Origin of the sequence: Desulfobacter sp. UBA2225 (genome assembly GCF_002348205.1) — a bacterium.
GTDB classification, from domain to species: domain Bacteria; phylum Desulfobacterota; class Desulfobacteria; order Desulfobacterales; family Desulfobacteraceae; genus Desulfobacter; species Desulfobacter postgatei.
The window spans coordinates 1-17,178 of record NZ_DDYV01000046.1 but is presented as its reverse complement, the minus strand read 5'-3'; the positions used below and the strand labels follow the sequence as shown (position 1 = coordinate 17,178).

The 17,178-nt window shown below is 49.3% G+C and carries 14 protein-coding genes; 3 read left to right on the top strand and 11 right to left on the bottom strand.

What is annotated here, in order from left to right:
- Together B3D59_RS02440 and B3D59_RS02435 are read left to right on the top strand one after the other, a co-directional pair.
- A partial coding sequence (locus tag B3D59_RS02440) for an MBOAT family O-acyltransferase (protein ID WP_286817502.1) occupies positions 1 to 761 on the top strand: 761 nt, incomplete at its 5' end.
- 15 nt (positions 762 to 776) lie between these two features.
- Complete coding sequence (locus B3D59_RS02435) at positions 777 to 1,784, top strand: hypothetical protein (protein ID WP_286817501.1); 1,008 nt, start codon at positions 777 to 779, stop codon at positions 1,782 to 1,784.
- On the opposite strand, the gene efp is transcribed toward B3D59_RS02435, so the two are convergent.
- From efp to B3D59_RS02385, 10 genes are all read right to left on the bottom strand, one after another.
- Positions 1,735 to 2,298, bottom strand: a complete 564-nt coding sequence (gene efp, locus B3D59_RS02430) for an elongation factor P (protein ID WP_286817500.1) — start codon at positions 2,296 to 2,298, stop codon at positions 1,735 to 1,737. The two genes, B3D59_RS02435 and efp, sit on opposite strands and share 50 nt — an antisense overlap.
- Before the next feature lie 160 nt (positions 2,299 to 2,458).
- The gene (locus B3D59_RS02425; RefSeq protein ID WP_286817499.1) at positions 2,459 to 3,694 is read right to left on the bottom strand and encodes a TolC family protein; all 1,236 of its coding nucleotides are present in this window, start codon (positions 3,692 to 3,694) and stop codon (positions 2,459 to 2,461) included.
- A gap of 97 nt (positions 3,695 to 3,791) precedes the next feature.
- A complete protein-coding gene (locus B3D59_RS02420) occupies positions 3,792 to 4,220 on the bottom strand; it encodes a hypothetical protein (protein ID WP_286817498.1) in 429 nt (142 codons plus the stop codon).
- Between the two features lie 72 nt (positions 4,221 to 4,292).
- Positions 4,293 to 5,033: an NADH-quinone oxidoreductase subunit NuoB gene (gene nuoB / locus B3D59_RS02415; RefSeq protein WP_286817497.1), complete on the bottom strand. Its 741-nt coding sequence runs from the start codon at positions 5,031 to 5,033 to the stop codon at positions 4,293 to 4,295.
- A gap of 18 nt (positions 5,034 to 5,051) precedes the next feature.
- Entirely contained in the window at positions 5,052 to 6,566 is a 1,515-nt protein-coding gene (locus tag B3D59_RS02410; protein ID WP_286817495.1) for an NADH-quinone oxidoreductase subunit C, read from the bottom strand.
- Positions 6,563 to 7,987, bottom strand: coding sequence for a proton-conducting transporter membrane subunit (locus tag B3D59_RS02405; RefSeq protein ID WP_286817494.1), 1,425 nt, complete (start codon positions 7,985 to 7,987; stop codon positions 6,563 to 6,565). The genes B3D59_RS02410 and B3D59_RS02405 overlap by 4 nt, the downstream gene beginning before the upstream one ends.
- Before the next feature lie 3 nt (positions 7,988 to 7,990).
- The gene (locus B3D59_RS02400; protein ID WP_286817492.1) at positions 7,991 to 8,635 is read right to left on the bottom strand and encodes a hydrogenase; all 645 of its coding nucleotides are present in this window, start codon (positions 8,633 to 8,635) and stop codon (positions 7,991 to 7,993) included.
- On the bottom strand, positions 8,632 to 9,552 hold the full coding sequence (locus tag B3D59_RS02395) for a respiratory chain complex I subunit 1 family protein (protein ID WP_286817491.1): 921 nt from the start codon (positions 9,550 to 9,552) through the stop codon (positions 8,632 to 8,634). Before B3D59_RS02395 ends, B3D59_RS02400 begins: the two co-directional genes overlap by 4 nt.
- Before the next feature lie 42 nt (positions 9,553 to 9,594).
- Complete coding sequence (locus B3D59_RS02390) at positions 9,595 to 11,553, bottom strand: proton-conducting transporter membrane subunit (RefSeq protein ID WP_286817490.1); 1,959 nt, start codon at positions 11,551 to 11,553, stop codon at positions 9,595 to 9,597.
- A gap of 321 nt (positions 11,554 to 11,874) precedes the next feature.
- Entirely contained in the window at positions 11,875 to 13,287 is a 1,413-nt protein-coding gene (locus B3D59_RS02385; RefSeq protein ID WP_286817489.1) for a transferase, read from the bottom strand.
- Between the two features lie 257 nt (positions 13,288 to 13,544).
- Between B3D59_RS02385 and B3D59_RS02380 the strand changes: the two genes are divergently transcribed.
- The gene (locus B3D59_RS02380; RefSeq protein WP_286817488.1) at positions 13,545 to 15,491 is read left to right on the top strand and encodes a molybdopterin-dependent oxidoreductase; all 1,947 of its coding nucleotides are present in this window, start codon (positions 13,545 to 13,547) and stop codon (positions 15,489 to 15,491) included.
- 79 nt (positions 15,492 to 15,570) lie between these two features.
- Here B3D59_RS02380 and B3D59_RS02375 read toward each other — a convergent pair whose 3' ends face one another.
- Positions 15,571 to 17,022: a TrkH family potassium uptake protein gene (locus B3D59_RS02375; protein ID WP_286817487.1), complete on the bottom strand. Its 1,452-nt coding sequence runs from the start codon at positions 17,020 to 17,022 to the stop codon at positions 15,571 to 15,573.
- Between the last annotated feature and the right edge of the window lie 156 nt (positions 17,023 to 17,178).

Below are 17,178 nucleotides of genomic sequence, written 5' to 3'. Positions count from 1 at the left end.
CCTATACCTTTCAATTGTATTTTGACTTTTCAGGATATGCAGATATGGCCCTTGGACTGGGTGCCATGATGGGCATCCGGTTGCCGGACAATTTCAACTCTCCTTATAGGGCCCATAATTTCATTAACTTTTGGCAGCGATGGCATATCAGCCTCTCCCATTTTTTTCGGGATTATCTGTATATCCCCCTCGGTGGCAGCCGGTGTTCTTTTCCCAGGCATCTTAACAATCTAATGATCACCATGCTTCTTTGCGGATTGTGGCATGGTGCCGGATGGCAGTTTGTTTTCTGGGGTGGGATGCACGGGCTGTTTGTGATGCTGGACCATCTGAGGGAATCCCGATTTCCCAATTTACGGCTGCCCCGCCCATTGGGCATTATGGTGACATTTTTGGTAATTGCCCTGCTATGGACAGCTTTCAGGGCCGTCAACATGGGCACCGCCTTGTATCTTTATAAAACCATGTTCTGTTTGAGCGGATTTTTGAAATCAGTGCAATTACCTTTTCCAACGTTCGACATAGCCAACTTTATCACGGCCGGATCAGGATCAGCCCCATACTGGCTGATCCTGTCCGCCCTGATCGTGTGGGGGCTTCCCAATACTGCGGCATGGTGTCGCTTATATACCGAAAACGAGGGAGCATTTCCTGTTGTTCAGGGAAGAACAAAAGCGATTGTGGCAGGCATGCTGTTTTTTGTTTCTTTGAAGGTGCTGGCCGGCAGCGGCAGCAGTGAATTTCTTTATTTTAATTTCTAAAGGGCCAAAACGCAGATGAAAATTATCGTTGGCTTTTTCGGAGGATTCTGCGGCGCGGCCCTCTTATGGGTCCTGCTGGTTATGGGGCAATTGGGCAACGCGACCCCTGACAGCCAGTGGGTGCGGCAGGCCTATGCGTATAAGCGGGCCCTATCCGAGAAAATTTCAGGGCCCAAGATCGTCATTGTCGGTGGATCTGCTGCACTTTTTTCTATCAACTCCATTGCGCTGCAGGAGCGATATCACCGACCTGTTATCAATTTAGGGGTCAATGCAGGAGTTTCACTGCCTTATATACTTGAACAGGCAAAAGCCGTCCTTACCACTGGCGATACCGCCCTGCTTCCCCTAGAATATCCCCTGTATAACTATAATTATACGATCAATCCGGTTATGGTGGATTTTTATCTTTCTGAACCCGGGCTTCTGGCAAAACAGGCGTGGCAGCTTCAGTTAAAATTATTGTTCGCTGTTACCCCCGAGCGTGTTATCCAGGGGTATCGGGGCATTCCCAGGGGATTCTCAGTTCAAGGGCTGTACGGCCCCCACCACATGAATGCCCATGGTGACCAAACCCACTCTGAAGTCGCAAGACAGTCCGAGAATCAAAAAGCAATCGTCAATTCACTGACTCCCCGGTACTACGGTAAGAATTTTTCAAAAAAAAATGAAGCCTGGAATCTTTTGACCGCTTTCCAGCACTGGGCTGACAGCCGGAACATTTGCCTGATATTCATCCCAGCAAGTTTTCTATTTCAACAAGCCTATATAACAGATCCGGTGGAAAACCATTTTTATACCACGCTGCCCGCCCTTGCACGGAAAAAGGGGTTAACATACCTTGGCCGTCCCCTGGAATATATGTTTCCCCCCGACTACTATTTTGATACCCCCTATCACCTGACTGCCGAAGCAAGGCAAATATACACAACCCGTATTATCGAACTGATAGGACCGATCATGAATAAGGAAATTATTCACTCGCACGTTCAACGTATTCCCGGGTCCGGGTATCGATTTTAATCAACTGATTTTCATTGACAAAAGGAGGCACCTGGACTTCAAACCCGGTTTCAACCGTGGCAGGCTTGGTGTCGCCAGTGGCCGTATCTCCCTTGGCCCAGGGTTCGGTGGCGGTGACTCGCAGGATTACAAAGTTGGGAAGTGTAACGCCAATGGGTTTCTGGTTATGCAGAAGCACGGTGCACACGGTGTTTTCTTTGAGCAGATCCACGTTCTCTCCGATCTGTTCCTTAGTCAGCATCACCTGCTCGTAATTGCTGGAATTCATAAACCACCAGCCATCCCGGTCTGAATACAGGTATTCCATATCGGTCTCTTCCAGGTCAGCCTTTTCAAATTTATCAACGGAACGGTAGGTTCGTTCAAACTGGGAACCTGTGATCATATTTTTAAGTTTGCATTTGTACAGGGACTGCCCCTTGCCCGGTTTTTTAAACTCAAAACCGACAATTACATGGGGATCTCCGTCAATATCAAGTTTAAGCCCTTTTTTCAAATCACTGGCTAAGTACATCCAAATCTCCTTAAAATTTATAAGAAAGTCTGGGTAAGTTACTCAGATCTTTCAAGCTTTGTTGTGGGCTATGCCTGGCAGTTGATATGTCAGGTCAGCCCATGGCTGTTATAAAAAAATAAAAGCCAACCCCTTGGGAAATTAAGGGTTGGCTCAAAAATTATTCAATATCCTCTTTTCCGGTGTAAAATTTTAACTCAGAGACTGCCAGCTGGTAATCCAGCGTGGCACGGGTTTCGTTGGCCTGGGCACGCAGCAGCCGGTCCTGGGCATCCAAAAGGGAAGGAATGGTAGACAATCCAGCTTTAAGCCGGTTTTCTTCAACATCATAATATTCATTGGCTGCGGTCAGGCCTTCGGCACAGCTTTTAATTCTCTGCTTGGCCTCGTTCATTGAATAAAGGGCATTGTAGATACCCGTTGCAATGGCGTTTTTGGCATCTTCAATAAGGGCGCTTATTTTTTGGGCTTGCGTATTGTATTTTTCTTTTTCATACCAGGCTCTTCCGCCGTCAAACAGGTCCCAGGATGCCGTCACCCCCCCTGACCAGTAGCGGTTTCTTTGATCGCGTTTTTCTGCCAACTGGTCATATTCATCGTCACGGTCGTAATACCCGACATCGAATTTTACCGTGGGTAAATATTTTCCTATGGCAATTTTTTCATTTTTGTCTGCAATTTCAAGCTGATAAACAAGGCTTTTTATATCCGGGCGATTTTCAAGGGCATATTTTAAACTGTCATCAAAGACAGGCTCCGTTGCCAGCAACGGGTTCAACCCTCCGGAGAACTCAATGGCCGGATCCATCGTCTGATTCATCAAGGAGAATAATTCCACCCGCTGCCTGTTCACATCATTTCTGGCTATTTTGTAAAGGTCCTGGGCATCGGCCAAATCCACCCGGGCCTGAAGCACATTCACCCAGGGCACCAGCTCTCTTTTTAAAAAGGCCTCAGCAGATTTAACACTCTCGGTCAGGCGATTGACGGATTCCTGGGTTGTGATCACATCCTGTTTGGCCTTCATCAGTTTGTAAAAAGTGGTTTCGATCCGGTAAGCCAGCTCCATACCGGCAAGCTCCATTTCGGTTTTGGCCAGCGCTTCCGAAATACGGGCACGCTGGTAGGTGTTTGTAATGCGTGAGCCTGCATAAAGAATCTGGGTCAGTCGAATACTGAAAGAGCGGACATCTTTGTCGACATAATCGGTGTCAGTAGAATACCCTTTAGCACTGATACTTCTGATGGGGGTCATCGAGTACGAGGAGGAGACGGAAGGCAAAAAATCGGCCCTGGCTTCCTTGATGCCGTGGGTGCTTATATCAACGTCAAAGCGTGAAGCCTTGAGGGAGGGGTTGTTTTCCATCCCTGTCTTCAAGCATTGCGCCAGGGTCATTTTCTGTTCTCCTGCCCAGGCCGGACCCGTCGCAGCCCCCAAAAAAAGCGTCAACATCAATCCAAAACCAATATAATAACCAAACCGTTTCACGTTGCTACTTAGCCTCCGATTGTAATTTAATCATCCAAGATGTCCAAGAATGAACATAAGTATCAGACATTTCCTTTGACCGCAAGTCTATCCAGGATTCAAGGATATCTTCCCATTGTCTTGAAGAGAGCTGTATAATATTTTTTGTCTCATCGGAGATGGGGAAAAAATCATCGTCGCGGCATATTTCCTTGTGATGCAAAATTACCATATCAAAAATGGACCTGATATAGAACAGGCGGGCTGCAGTGCGTAGGGGAAAGTCTGATTTGACGGCCCAGTGCCTGAACCTTTCAAGGGATTGCTGGGGCAACGCAACCATCTGGGAGGTGTCGTCGGTGGTGCATATTCTGAAAATATGGGCAAGGTGCCTGCGCAGGGGGACCGGCAGGTCGTCAAACCATTGTAAAAAAGCGTCCAGGGGTGTAATCACAATATCCTCATGTGCTTATGTACTTACCGGGCCATGCGTTGATTCCCCCCCCCAAAAAAAAGTCAAACAGAATTATTTAAAAAAGGAGAGCAGCGCGTGAAGGTTGGTCATGGGATGGGGCGGGCATCCCGGGATAAACAGATCCACCGGCAGGATCTTATCCAGCCCCTCGGTAATTTCCGGGCTTCCGGTGAACGGGCCGCCGCTGATGGTGCATGAGCCTACGGCAATGACCACCTTCGGAGCCGGTGTGGCCTCATAGGTCTGGAGCAGGGCTGTTTTCATGTTTCTGGATACTGGGCCCGTGACCACAATTCCATCGGCATGACGGGGAGAGGCGACAAAGTTTATGCCAAATCTGCCCAGATCGAAAAACGGCGTGGCCAGGACGTTGAGGTCAGCCTCACAGGCATTGCATCCGGCCGCTGACACCTGGCGCAGTTGGAGGGAACGTCCAAACAATTTTTTAAAATGCTGCTTGGCGTGTTCGGCCAAAGCAGGCAGCTCACCTGATGTTATCAGATCAGCCCGTTCAGACGTGGAAATTTCATAGTCATTGGTAAACTTGATCAGTCCGTTGGAGGCGTTTTCGCAGGTCCCGCAAAATACGCACCGGCCCATGTCGATCTTTTTATTCTGCACATCTATGGCGTCCTGGGGGCAGGATGCGGCACATGCTTTAAGGATTGCCTGAGAAATATTATCCTGGATAACGGGTCTGCCTCGGTAGCGGGGAAATACCTTGACCTTTTCTTTGGGATACCGGTTGGTCCGGCAGCCTTGTTCAAATCTGTTTTTCAGTACACTGAGCATATAATGTTCTCCGCTTTTTTAAAGATCAAATCCGCAATAGGATAGATTGAAGCTTTTGTTGTTTAAGGGAAAATCGGATATCCCGGTATCTCTGAGGGCCATGGCCAGCCCGTTCCAATTGTGAAAGGAAGGATCCTTGATCTTGTACCTTAGGATTTTCCCATTCTCATCGGTCAGGACAGCATGGGAGACTTCCCCCCGCCAGGCCTCATTCAGGGCCACGGAAAAGCTTGAAGCCGGCAGGTCGTAGGCCATGCCATCGCTTACACACCGCGTTTCGACGGGGATGGCGGCCAATGATTCAATTATTTGAAGAGACTGGTGGATTTCATCATACCTGACCCGGGCCCTGGCATAGACGTCACCCGTGGCTTTTTTATTTTTCGGTATGTCGATGTGCGGGTAGTGTTCCGTGGGGAAACACCGTCTCACGTCGTAGGCCATGCCGCTGGCCCGGCCGGCAGGCCCCACCAGCCCGAGATGCTCTGCATCTTCATGGCTGACCGCCCCGCATCCCTCAAACCGGGCCCGGACGGTGACGGCGTTGAAGAGAAGCTCCAATACGTGTGTCACTTCGGGCCGAAGCTCTGCCAGGCGATCGTTGAGCACTCTTCTTATCTCATTGGACAGGGAAAACCGGACCCCACCCGGCCGAACCAGCCCCTTACCGAATCGGTTCCCGCAAATCAAGAGGGATAAGTTGAGAAAATCTCCCCTGATCCTGCCAAAATAGTTGGCCGGCGGCAGAAAGGCAACGTCCCCGCTAAGCGCACCGAGATCTCCGATGTGGTCTGCCAGGCGCTCCAGTTCCAGGGCAATGGTCCGGATGACCCTCGCCCCCTGATCCGGTTTAACTGCAGTCAGTGTCTCCAGGTTTTGGGCCATGCACAGGCTGTGGCCGATGGTCGTATCGCCTGCAATGTTTTCTCCAAGGATGGGAAGCCGCTTGTCCGGGACCTCCGTAAGCTGTTTTTCAATGCCCCGGTGCTGATATCCCAGTTGGATTTCCAGGTGCAGGACGCGTTCACCGATGCAGTTGAACCTGAAATGGCCCGGTTCGATAACCCCGGCATGGACCGGGCCCACAGCAACCTCGTGGATTTCATCACCTTCCACCTGGTAATATTTATAATTTCCCGGGATCTCCTGGGTGTAGTCATTGCCGAATACATCGGCAGCCCCATCTGTGTAATTCGGATGGTATCGGACCATTTTCAGCCATGGATGCCCCTGGGGATGGATACCATACTGCTCTGCCATTTCCCGTTCAAACAGATGAAAGGGCTCACACATTCTGGAGAATGAAGGATAGGGTTCCGGCACATCACAGCCGGCCACAAAAAGCTTGTCGGTACGCAACACCGCCAAAAGTTTTAAACGGTTCTTGTCCGGGTAGACAAAATACTGGACAACTTTTGCCCCGTCGATCACCATATCAAAGACCTGCCTACGGAATTCATCGAATGCAAGCTGGGGAATCTCCTTGCGACTGACTTTTTGGGCGTTTGAAATTTGTAAAAAAGCGTTGCTCATCTAAGTCCTCCGCCAATGGCTGATATCGCATCGGATATGGTTTGATTCAATGAATCCGGTATAAAGAAACACAAGATCAGTGAAGTCAGGAGTAATAAATACTGGGGCAAGACCATACTGGCCTTTTCTTGAATTTTAATTTCCGTGCTGGATTCTTCAAAACAAATTTTCATAACCTGGTTGCCAAATCCTGCAAAAATAACGCACAGGCTAAGGATGAAAACGGTGACGGCCACATAGAAACCGGCCCTGAAGGCGGCAATGATAATGCAAAGTTCCCCGATAAAAATGCCGAAAGGCGGTAAACCGGAAATCCCGGCAAATCCTGCAAAAAAGGCCACAAAGGTTCGGGGCATAACCTTGACCAGGTTTCCGGTATTTTTGATCAGCCGGTTTCCGTATCCCAAAAGAATATTTCCCGAGGAGAGAAACAAAGAGGACTTGATCAGGCTGTGGTGGAGCATGCAGAGGACTGCACCGTATATCCCCAAACCACCCACACCGGTTCCGAATGCAATGATGCCCATATTCTCGATACTGGAATAGGCCAGCATCCGTTTGTATTCGTTCTGTTTGAGTATAAAGGTGGCTGCGGCCAAAATGGATAACAGGCCGAACACCATGAGAATCGTGCCTGAAAAATCTTCAAGCCCTGCCGCCACCATAATCTTATTGGTTTTAAAAATCCCCAGATAAGCGCAGTTGAGCAGCACCCCTGACAAGAGGGCCGATGCAGGACTCGGGGCCTCACTGTGGGCATCGGGCAGCCAGGTGTGCATGGGTGCAAGTCCCATCTTGGTGCCGTATCCCACCAGAATAAAGACAAATCCGGCCTTGAGCCACAGGGGATTCAGGGTTTTGGCCACCCCGGCCAGGGCGGAAAAAGACAGTGGCGTGTCGGCATTTCCCTGGCCCATGGAAAAAGCCACCAGAACAGACCCCAAAAGGGCCATGGCAATACCCACAGAACAGATGAGAACATACTTCCAGGTTGCCTCAAGGGAGGCTGCCGAGCGATGGGTGTTAATCAAAGGGGCACTTGCCAGGGTGGTCGCCTCAATGGCGATCCACATAACCATGATATGGTCGGACAGAGTGACCATGGTCATGGTGGATAAAAATACCAGCATGCCGCCGGTAAAAAGCCTCTCGGACTGGATCTTGCTTTCTTTGAGAAAGCCCACGGTGTAAATGGAGATTAAAAAGAACAGCAGGGAGATTACCAGCAGGGAGAGCATACCTTCGGGCGTCACTGCAAAATATTGATCGAAAATCGCGCGGGGTTGATCTCTCCACAGCATCAACGAAAGCGTTAAATGAGCCGCTCCGGTCAGTACCAGCAGGCACCGGCCAATAATTTTGGGTAGAAAAAATGTGCCAAGACCGGTAATAAAAGGGGTCAGAAATACTATTTCAACCATACTCTAATCCTTTAACGTTCTGAGCAACGCCGTATCCACGTCGTCAAAGGTCTGTTTAATATTACGGAGGATCACGGCCATGATCATAACTCCGGCCAGAACGTCCAGCAAAATACCGAATTCAACAATATGGCGGGTACTGCCTAACAAACCCGACCCAAGCAGGTGAATCCCGTTTTCCATCATGAGATATCCGATGACCATGGCAATGGCGTTTCTCCGGGCCATGAGCAGAAACATTCCCGTTGCCAAAAGGGCAATGCCTGCAGGCTCCAAAAGTTTAAACCCGTTCACGGAACCGATATCCAGGCGTCCGGAAATATAGGTCGCGCCGATAATCACCGCCAGACCGCACAAGATGGAGGCATGATATCCCACAATGGGCTCAACGACTCTTCGGATGGTTCCCTTCCTGATGGCCACAAAAATACTCAAAGGGATAATGATCCCCCGGATAACCAGGGTGGCCAGGGTAAACACCGTACTGCCGCCACTCATATGATCACCAATGAAAAAGGGAATAATTGAAATCACGACGCCCTGGAATCCCAGCAGTTTGATCAGTATCAGGACCCGGTCGGTGGCGAATGAAAATAAAACAGACAACAGCACAAAGGACAGAATTATGTCCACTGGATTGTACGTCATTTTACAAACTCCAAGGTGATGATGGTTGCAAAAAAGGCTAGGGCAAAGGAGGTCAGCACAAATTTGGGCACCTTGTCCATCCTGTACCTGGCAGTTATCGACTCTGTTACACCCACGGCTATGTAGACAATCAGAAGGCCTGCTATATACATTACTACAGGGAATCCGAATATCGCGGATTCAAAGGGAACAATCATCCTTGAAATAATGGTGGAATAGAACATGAGCTTGCAGAAAGAGCCGAGTTCAATAAGTCCGAAATCCGGGCCGCTGTGATCCAGAACCATGACTTCATGGATCATGGTCAGTTCCAGGTGAGTGGCCGGGTCATCCACCGGAACTCTGGAATTTTCAGTCAGCAGAATGATAAAAAACGAGAGCACAATGAACACTAACGGTGCGCCTGCCAAACTCCACAGGGTTTGGGTGCTGCTGCCTGCAAAGTAGGCGGACAATTGCAGCTCCCCGGTGATCCGGTAAAAAAAGATCAGGATCATGAACATGGCAGCCTCACAGATAATGGGAAAATACGCTTCTCTGGCCGCGCCCATACCTTCAAAGGGAGATGCGGTATCCATGGCCGCGGCAATGGTGAAAAACCGGCCAACCCCGAGAACATACAGGACGAAAATTACATCCCCGTTAAAGGAGAACACGGGATCATACCCTGCAATGGGCAGAAACATGAGAACCGTGATTGAGGCGGCAAGAGAGATCACCGGACCCAGCTTAAACACGAAAGTGGTGCTGCTGCTGTAAACCGATCCCTTTTTAAACAGTTTGATCAGGGTGTAGTAATTGATCAAAATGGGCGGTCCTTTTTTTCCCCCAAAAAACGCCTTGATCTTGAGAATCAGGCCTGAAAAAAACGGCGCCGCCAGAATGGCTGCAAGCCAGAGTGAAATGGATTGAATCATGGAATACTCCTTAACGCTATTAGCCTTTAGCTGCTGCTGTTGTCATATAAAAAAGAGCAGCAATACAATTGCCAGCAAAATATATCCGATATAAAGATGAATATCCCCGTGCTGCATCCACCGAAGCTTGTCAAACAGGTAAAAAACAGGACGGACAACCGCATTTTTCATGTGAAGTTCTGCAATGTCGTTGACATGGCTGTGGTAATGGGTTTTTAACGGAAACCGTCCCTTGATGCGCGGATGGTCCTCGGAAAGCGGTGCAGCGGCACTGAAAAATTCTAAAATGGACCTGGCATAGGAAGATCCCGTATACTGCATTTTAACCGTTGGCTGGGTAAAGCCGCAACCCCATGTTCCGGATGTCGGGGTCGTTTTATTTTTGTAGTAGATTGACCGGATGCCCATGACAATCAGGACAATCACAAAGAACAGCAGGGCCGCAAAGGTGATGTTCCCGGTTATCTGACCAAAGGGCTCTACAGGTACCCGGGCGTAGTCAAGGCCTAACGCCTGAACTGCCGTTAAGGCCATTTGGATGAACACCCTTGGAAACACACCGATGATGACGCAGGCTGCCGCAAGGACGCCCATGGGAATCATCATGGCCAAGCCGTTTTCTTTGGCATTTTCGGCGGCTTTGGTCCGGGGTTCTCCCTGGAAGACCACTCCGACGACCTTGGTAAAACAGGCCAGGGCCAGTCCGCCGATAACGGCCAGGCTGATGATTGCAAATACGCTCATGGCAAAGCTTATGGACCCTAGGGGGATGGCCTTGAAACTGCCCATATAGATGAGAAATTCACTGACAAATCCATTAAAGGGCGGCAGGCCGCAAATGGCCAAAGAGGCGATGATGAATGTGCTTCCGGTAATTTTCATGCCCTTGAGAAGTCCGCCCAGGGCGTCAATGGACCGGGTGCCGGTCTGGTGCAGCACCATGCCCGCCCCCATGAACAGCAGGGATTTAAACACTGAGTGGTTGAGAACATGAAGAATGCCACCGGCAAAGCCAAGAACAGCAACCAGGGGATTACCCGTTGCCGCACCGATCATCCCCATTCCCAAGCCGATGAGGATGATTCCGATATTCTCCATACTGCTATAGGCTAAAAGCCGTTTGATATCGTGCTGGCCCAGGGCATAAACCACCCCCAGAATCCCGGAAACCACGCCGGCAATCAGGGTAATATAGCCGAAAACAGGGGTATGAAAATCCAGGATCGCGTAAACCCGTAGTATCCCGTAAATGCCGGTCTTGATCATCACCCCGGACATCACCGCTGATATATGGCTGGGGGCCGCAGGATGGGCATGGGGCAGCCAGATATGAAAGGGAAACACACCGGCTTTGGAGCCGAATCCGATAAAGGAGAGTACAAAAATTACTATTTTTATTGTTTCAGGCACATCGGCCATGGAAGCGAAGTCAAAGCTGCCGGTATGGCCGTAAATCAGCCCAAATGAGGCAAGGATGAACATGGCGCCTACATGGGAAAAGACAAAGTAAAGGTAGCCGGCTTTTCTGTTTTCGGCTGATTCATGGCCGTAAATCACCAGAAAAAAGGAGGACAGGGACATGATTTCCCATGAAATCATGAACGTAATGATATTGGCGGCGGTCACCACTAGAGCCATGGACGAGATCAGGATACTGAAGAAAAAGTAATTGACCCCGGTTTTAATGCCGCCTGCTTCATTTTCCATGTAGTGGAAACTGTAAATGGCGGCCATCATAGAAACGGCGAATATGGCAGTCAGGAAAAAGGCGGAAAGGCCGTCAACATGAAAAGAAAGTGAAAAGAGGTCCAAATACTTGAAAGAGGCCGAGGCCCCGGTTGTATTTAGAAGTTTATCTGCGGCATCAATCAGCCCTAAGAGAGATCCCCCGCTGAGAAACAACACGGCAATGCCTTTTGAAAACTTCTTCTGCCGGGCAAAAACAAGCGCTAAAAAACCTCCGAGCAGAATCATGAGTGTGGAACTAAAAAATTGACACATACCTTCCCCAATTTATTTTTTTTCTATTTGTATTTTTCTATCGTCAAGCCCCCTGCTGGAAAAAATTCATTGGTATGTACATGCTGTTTTTACGACTTGTCAAGGAAATTGTAACGGAATGTAACAATTTCACAGCCTGAAATGTAATTATTTCCACTTTTTAAATAGATCATGCTGAAAATTCAATAGCATATTTGTAAAGACCGTTATTCCGGTATCTATTTGGGGCAAAGCGTGCATATCTCATTATGCACGCTTTGCCTCGTCTTGAATACAATTGAAAATTCGGCGCAATGTGTACAGGTTGTTTCGACTCGATACCTAAGGCTTGATTCTTATGGATGGATACAATCCCTTTCGTTCCCCTGTCCGGTAAGGCTGGATAATATTATAGGAGATGTTCTGGTCATCCTGGGCGTGCCCTCTGTTTTCTCCGTCCTTAAATAGTGCCCCATTATCCTTAAGGATCTTCTTTAAGCGATCCTTGAAAGATCCGATAAACACGGAGCCTTTTCCTGAAAAGGTCATTTGCCCTACAGTCAAACTCTCCCTGACTTCGGCCAACGCATCCAGCGAAATGGTATGGGTGGCAAGGTCCTCCGGGGATTGAATGTATCCCCATACCAGATGCTCACTGGGAATCTGTATCGGCATACTTGGGTTGATGATGGTGTGGGGCATAATAATACAGCCTTCACCGATTTGAATCCGTGCGTCGGGCCCACCGTTTAAAAAGGAGTTGAAGCCCACAAAACATTCCTGGCCGACATCGGCATTGATAATTTTGCCGCCATGGGCTGTAATGCAATTGCCTTCCAGAACGGAATCAATAATGTAGGAATTTTCCTGGGCATTTGACCCGTCCCCCATGGTTGCATTCTGGAGTAAGGCTCTTTGGGCCACCAGGACGTTTTCGCCAATCCGGGTTTTTCCCTTAATCACGGCATACCGGTTGATTGCAGAACTACCCGGAACTTCAAACGGCTCTAAGTGCATGACCTCGAATAACCGTTCAAATTCCTGATCCCGGGCCCTGACAAAGTCGTAAATCACTCCCCGGGGCTGGTGGGTATCATTCACCCCTACAAAATTATCAAGGATGCTGTTCTTAAACTTGTATTTAAACTCAAAATGGGGATTTTTGATCCAGACGGTGCCGGGATCAATTTTGCGGTGAAAAAGTTCTCCAACCTGAACATAGGAAAACTCTCCCACGACACACGAATGCAGATTCATTAAATCCACGGTGGCAAAGGGCCCTAGAAAACAGCCTTCCAGGGTGGATCCGTGGATGTTTGCGTAGTGGGCGGAAATGGTGTTCCGGATACTAAACAATTCGGGACTTTCAGGGTTGTGAGAATTGCTGTGGACCAGGGTTTTATAAAGCAGGCTGTCCAGAATAGAGATCATTTCATCCTCAACCAGGGGGATGTCCTTGGCCGATTTTATGCAATCGCCTTCTCTTTTGAGTTCATCTCCCCGGACGTCGCTTTTATAAATAGCGGACCGTCCCACATAACATTTTCCTAAAAAATAACTGCCTGCGATATTGGAATTTTTAAAATTAAAATAAAGGGGATGGCGGGAGGTAATGCCGTAAAATGCATAGAATTCGAGCATTTTGTCATGATCAAGCGCATGGTTGACAAAAGTTGACGTGTCAAACTCAAGCTCCATTAAATTAGCATTTACACGGCTGATAATTCGGTCGCTGAGTTGCTGTAACTGGTTCATATTGTATCCTGTCTTTTAAAGTGTTAATTTAGGATTTTCCTAATCATTAGAGAAAATCCGGGGCTTCGGTGTTAAGGGGCATGTCTGTAATTCAATTTACAATCCTTGCTGTTAAAACGGTTTAAAACTCAAAAATCCATATCACAGAAACCATCAAGTGACAATATTTTAGACGGCTATTAACAACTTGCCCTGCATTAAATATTGTTTTACAACCCATCTCAAGAGAAGAAAAACATGAGAGCAAAGGCACGGATATGAGCGATATCAAAAAAATCATTACCACCTGCACCAGGGACTGCCCTAACACCTGCGGACTTGAAGCCACGGTTGAAAACGGCCGTCTGGTGCGTCTGACCGGATCGAAAAATCATCCGCTGACCCGGGGGATGGCCTGTCACAAGGCGTCAAAATACATTGACCGGGTTTACAGCAAGGAGCGCATCACAAAACCCATGATGCGTGGCGCATCAGGCCGGCGGGAGGTCTTATGGGATGAGGCCCTGGATGTCATTGCCGAAAAAATGAAAACGATCCGTGATGAGGATGGACCGGAAGCCATTCTCTACTATCAGGGCTATGGGGAAAGAACCGCCCTCAAACTGCTCAACAAGTGTTTTTTTAACATGTTCGGGGGGGTTACTACCCTGCACGGGTCACTGTGCGGAGGCACCGGCCAGGCATCCCAGAATCTGGACTTGGGAACCCGCATCTCCCATGACCCTTTGGACCATTACAACTCCAGGGCCATGATCCTCTGGGGCAGGAACCCTGCAACCACACAGATCGGACTGGTTCCCATTATCAAAGAGATAAAGAAAAAAGGCGGCCGGATCATCACCATTGATCCCTTCCGTAACCGGAGCGCCGCCCTTTCCGACCGCCATATCGCGCCAGCTCCGAATATGGATGCATATCTGGCCATGGCTGCCGCAAAGATTTTGATCGACCGGGGTGCTCATGATATTGATTTTCTTTCCCATCACAGTGCAGGTTACACTGCATACAAAGCCATTCTTGATCGCTACAGGGTAGATAAATTATGTTACCTTGCCGGTGTTTCCGGAGAAGATGCCCAGTACATTGCAGACACGCTGATCAACTTCAAACCCACGTCGATCCTTATAGGCTGGGGGCTTCACCGTCACAAAGAGGCCCATTTCACCATCCGCGCCATTGATGCGTTAGGGGCTGTTTCAGGCAATATCGGTGTGGAAGGCGGAGGGGTCAGCCAGGGGTTCGAAGAATACGGTCCCTATGATCCGAAGTGCTGGGGAGACCAGCTCAATCCCGGACGTCGAACGATTTTGATGCCCTATGTGGGGGAAGAACTTTTAAACGCCCAAAACCCTCGGATTCGAATGGTTTACGTAACCGCGGCCAACCCGGTCTGCATGGCCCCTAATTCCGTGCTTGTGGCAGAAGCATTGAGGCGCATGGAGTTCGTGGTCTACAGCGGTCACTTTTTGGATGATACCGCAGAACTGGCCGATGTGTTCCTGCCGGCCACCACCTTTCTTGAAGAATACGATGTGATGGCAAGTTATGGCCATAACTATGTGGGTCCGGTCAACCCGGCCATTGAGCCCGTGGGCGAATGCAGAAGCGAATTTCAGATGTTCACGGAACTTGCCAAACGGTTTTCTTTTAAAGATCAGTACTGCAAAAGCGCCGATGCCTGGCTCGCCGAGATATGCGCGCCGATTAAAGGCTGGGGAGGCGATCTGGACGAACTCAGGCACACCCCATTTCGAGTCCCGGAACCCATGGCGCCTTACCTTGACAAAGTCTTTCCCACCCCTTCGGGGAAATTCGAATTCATGACCAAGTTCGATGGGGATCTCCTCAAAAAGGATGATGAAACGTATCCATACACCCTGTTGAGTGTCGCACCCTTCGATTACATCTGCTCCGAGCGAACCCTTGCAGACCATGCGCCATTGCCGGAGGTACGCCTGCACCCCGCTGAAGCTGAAAAATTAGGCCTTGCAGACGGCCGGCCCGTAATAGTTAAAAGCCCCATAGGGCGTGTGAAGGCCCTGCTTCGCACCGATGCATCCACAAGACGGGACTGTCTGGTCACCGAACGCGGCGGGTGGATCAAAGCCGGCCATGGCTTGAACAGGCTTACAGCTGAAATGGTCAGCACGGTGGGTAATGGGACGCCCTATTACGATACCCGGGTCACGCTCTGTCGTGTTTGAACGAAAAGTCACCCATCTGCGCCTTGCATCTGGGCAACTTTTCGTCCAACCACGGGTTCCCGCTAAGTCGTGTTTGCAACTATTGTTTCCAGAATTCAGGGACCAGAAGTATGATTACGGTATAAATTTCGAGTCGTCCTGCCAGCATACACCAGGAGAGAAGCCATTTGCCGGCCTGGGGCAGGTGTGCAAAGTTCTCCGCCGGTCCCACGGTGCCGAAACCCGGACCGATGTTGCCGATGCACGAGGCCACGGCGCCTAAAGAGGTCAATAGATCAACACCCAGTGCGGATAGAAGCGTTGTGGCCATGACAAAAATCAGAATGTATAAAGCGATGAATCCCAGGATGGAGCGCAGCAGCTCTTCGGGAATCAGGGCATTGTTCAGTTTGATATGGCTGACACTTCGGGGATGGATCAGCTTGAACAGTTCCCGGTAGCAGTATTTAATGCAGACCATAATCCTGGCGCACTTCATGCCGCCGCCCGTGGAGCCGGCACTGGCACCGATGAACATACCAAAGAATAAAAGAACTTGGGACAACCCCGGGAATAATTCATAATCAGCCGTGGCATAGCCTGTGGTGGTTACAATGGAAACGACCTGGAATATGGCAAACCTGAAGGCTTTGGAAAAGTTGTCATACACTGGCCCCCAGGTGTTCAGTGTAATTATCAGGGTGCCCACAAGTACTGCGCACAAAAAAAAACGGCATTCAGCATCTTTCCAGAACGCAAGCCTATTGCCGCGCAAAATCTGGTAATGCAGAGAAAAGTTGATCCCTGCAAGCAACATAAATATGGTAATTGTATAGTCAAAATAGGCGGAATCATAGTGGGCAATGGAGAGATTTTTAGGTGAAAATCCGCCGGTGGGCAGCGTGGTCAGTGCGTGGCATACCGATTCGAACAGATTCATTCCTCCGAAATAAAGGAAAAGGATGAGCAACAGCGTCATGCCTGCATAGACAATCCAGAGAATTTTGGCGGAATCAGACAAGCGGGGGGTAAGTTTGTCAGGTACCGGACTTGGCACCTCAGCTTTATACAGCTGGATGCCGCCTACCCCGAGAAACGGCAGAATGGCCAGGGAGAGGACAATAATGCCCATGCCGCCGAGCCATTGAATCAGGCTCCGCCAAAGCAAAAGACTGGGGGCTGCCCCTTCAATGTTGGTCATCACCGATGAGCCCGTGGTGGTGAATCCGGAGACGGATTCAAAAAAGGCATCCGTATACGTAGAAAAATCCGGGGCCAGAAAAAAGGGCAGGGCACCGAAAAGACCAATGCCTATCCATCCTAATGCCACAACGGCGATGCCTTCCCTCTGGTTGATATAATCATGATTCCCGGCTTTTTTGGAAATAACGACCATAATCGCGCCCATAATTGTGGTTACGGCCATGGCCGTTAGGTGTCCTTGATGAGCCCCGTCTTTGAAAAACAGGCTGCAGCCCAAAGGCAGGGTCATGCAAAGTCCCAGTACAAAAAGAAGGACGCCGATGATCCGTATGATAAAAGGCCAGCGCATCAGAAAAAACCAAGCTTTACAGTGAGCATTTTTTCAAGTTTTTTCACTGCTGCCAGGATCGCAAATAAAATAATGCGGTCTCCTGCCTCTACCCGGCTCTCTCCTGTGGGGATAATGATTTCATCCTGGCGGATGATACAGACCAGCAGTGTCCCT

What these genes read in the sequence shown, in the direction of transcription:
- B3D59_RS02435 (WP_286817501.1), top strand. Translation starts at nt 777, where the DNA reads ATGAAAATTATCGTTGGCTTTTTCGGAGGATTCTGCGGCGCGGCCCTC.
- efp (WP_286817500.1), bottom strand. Translation starts at nt 2,298, where the DNA reads ATGTACTTAGCCAGTGATTTGAAAAAAGGGCTTAAACTTGATATTGAC.
- B3D59_RS02425 (WP_286817499.1), bottom strand. Translation starts at nt 3,694, where the DNA reads ATGACCCTGGCGCAATGCTTGAAGACAGGGATGGAAAACAACCCCTCC.
- nuoB (WP_286817497.1), bottom strand. Translation starts at nt 5,033, where the DNA reads ATGCTCAGTGTACTGAAAAACAGATTTGAACAAGGCTGCCGGACCAAC.
- B3D59_RS02410 (WP_286817495.1), bottom strand. Translation starts at nt 6,566, where the DNA reads ATGAGCAACGCTTTTTTACAAATTTCAAACGCCCAAAAAGTCAGTCGC.
- B3D59_RS02405 (WP_286817494.1), bottom strand. Translation starts at nt 7,987, where the DNA reads ATGGTTGAAATAGTATTTCTGACCCCTTTTATTACCGGTCTTGGCACA.
- B3D59_RS02400 (WP_286817492.1), bottom strand. Translation starts at nt 8,635, where the DNA reads ATGACGTACAATCCAGTGGACATAATTCTGTCCTTTGTGCTGTTGTCT.
- B3D59_RS02395 (WP_286817491.1), bottom strand. Translation starts at nt 9,552, where the DNA reads ATGATTCAATCCATTTCACTCTGGCTTGCAGCCATTCTGGCGGCGCCG.
- B3D59_RS02390 (WP_286817490.1), bottom strand. Translation starts at nt 11,553, where the DNA reads ATGTGTCAATTTTTTAGTTCCACACTCATGATTCTGCTCGGAGGTTTT.
- B3D59_RS02385 (WP_286817489.1), bottom strand. Translation starts at nt 13,287, where the DNA reads ATGAACCAGTTACAGCAACTCAGCGACCGAATTATCAGCCGTGTAAAT.
- B3D59_RS02380 (WP_286817488.1), top strand. Translation starts at nt 13,545, where the DNA reads ATGAGCGATATCAAAAAAATCATTACCACCTGCACCAGGGACTGCCCT.
- B3D59_RS02375 (WP_286817487.1), bottom strand. Translation starts at nt 17,022, where the DNA reads ATGCGCTGGCCTTTTATCATACGGATCATCGGCGTCCTTCTTTTTGTA.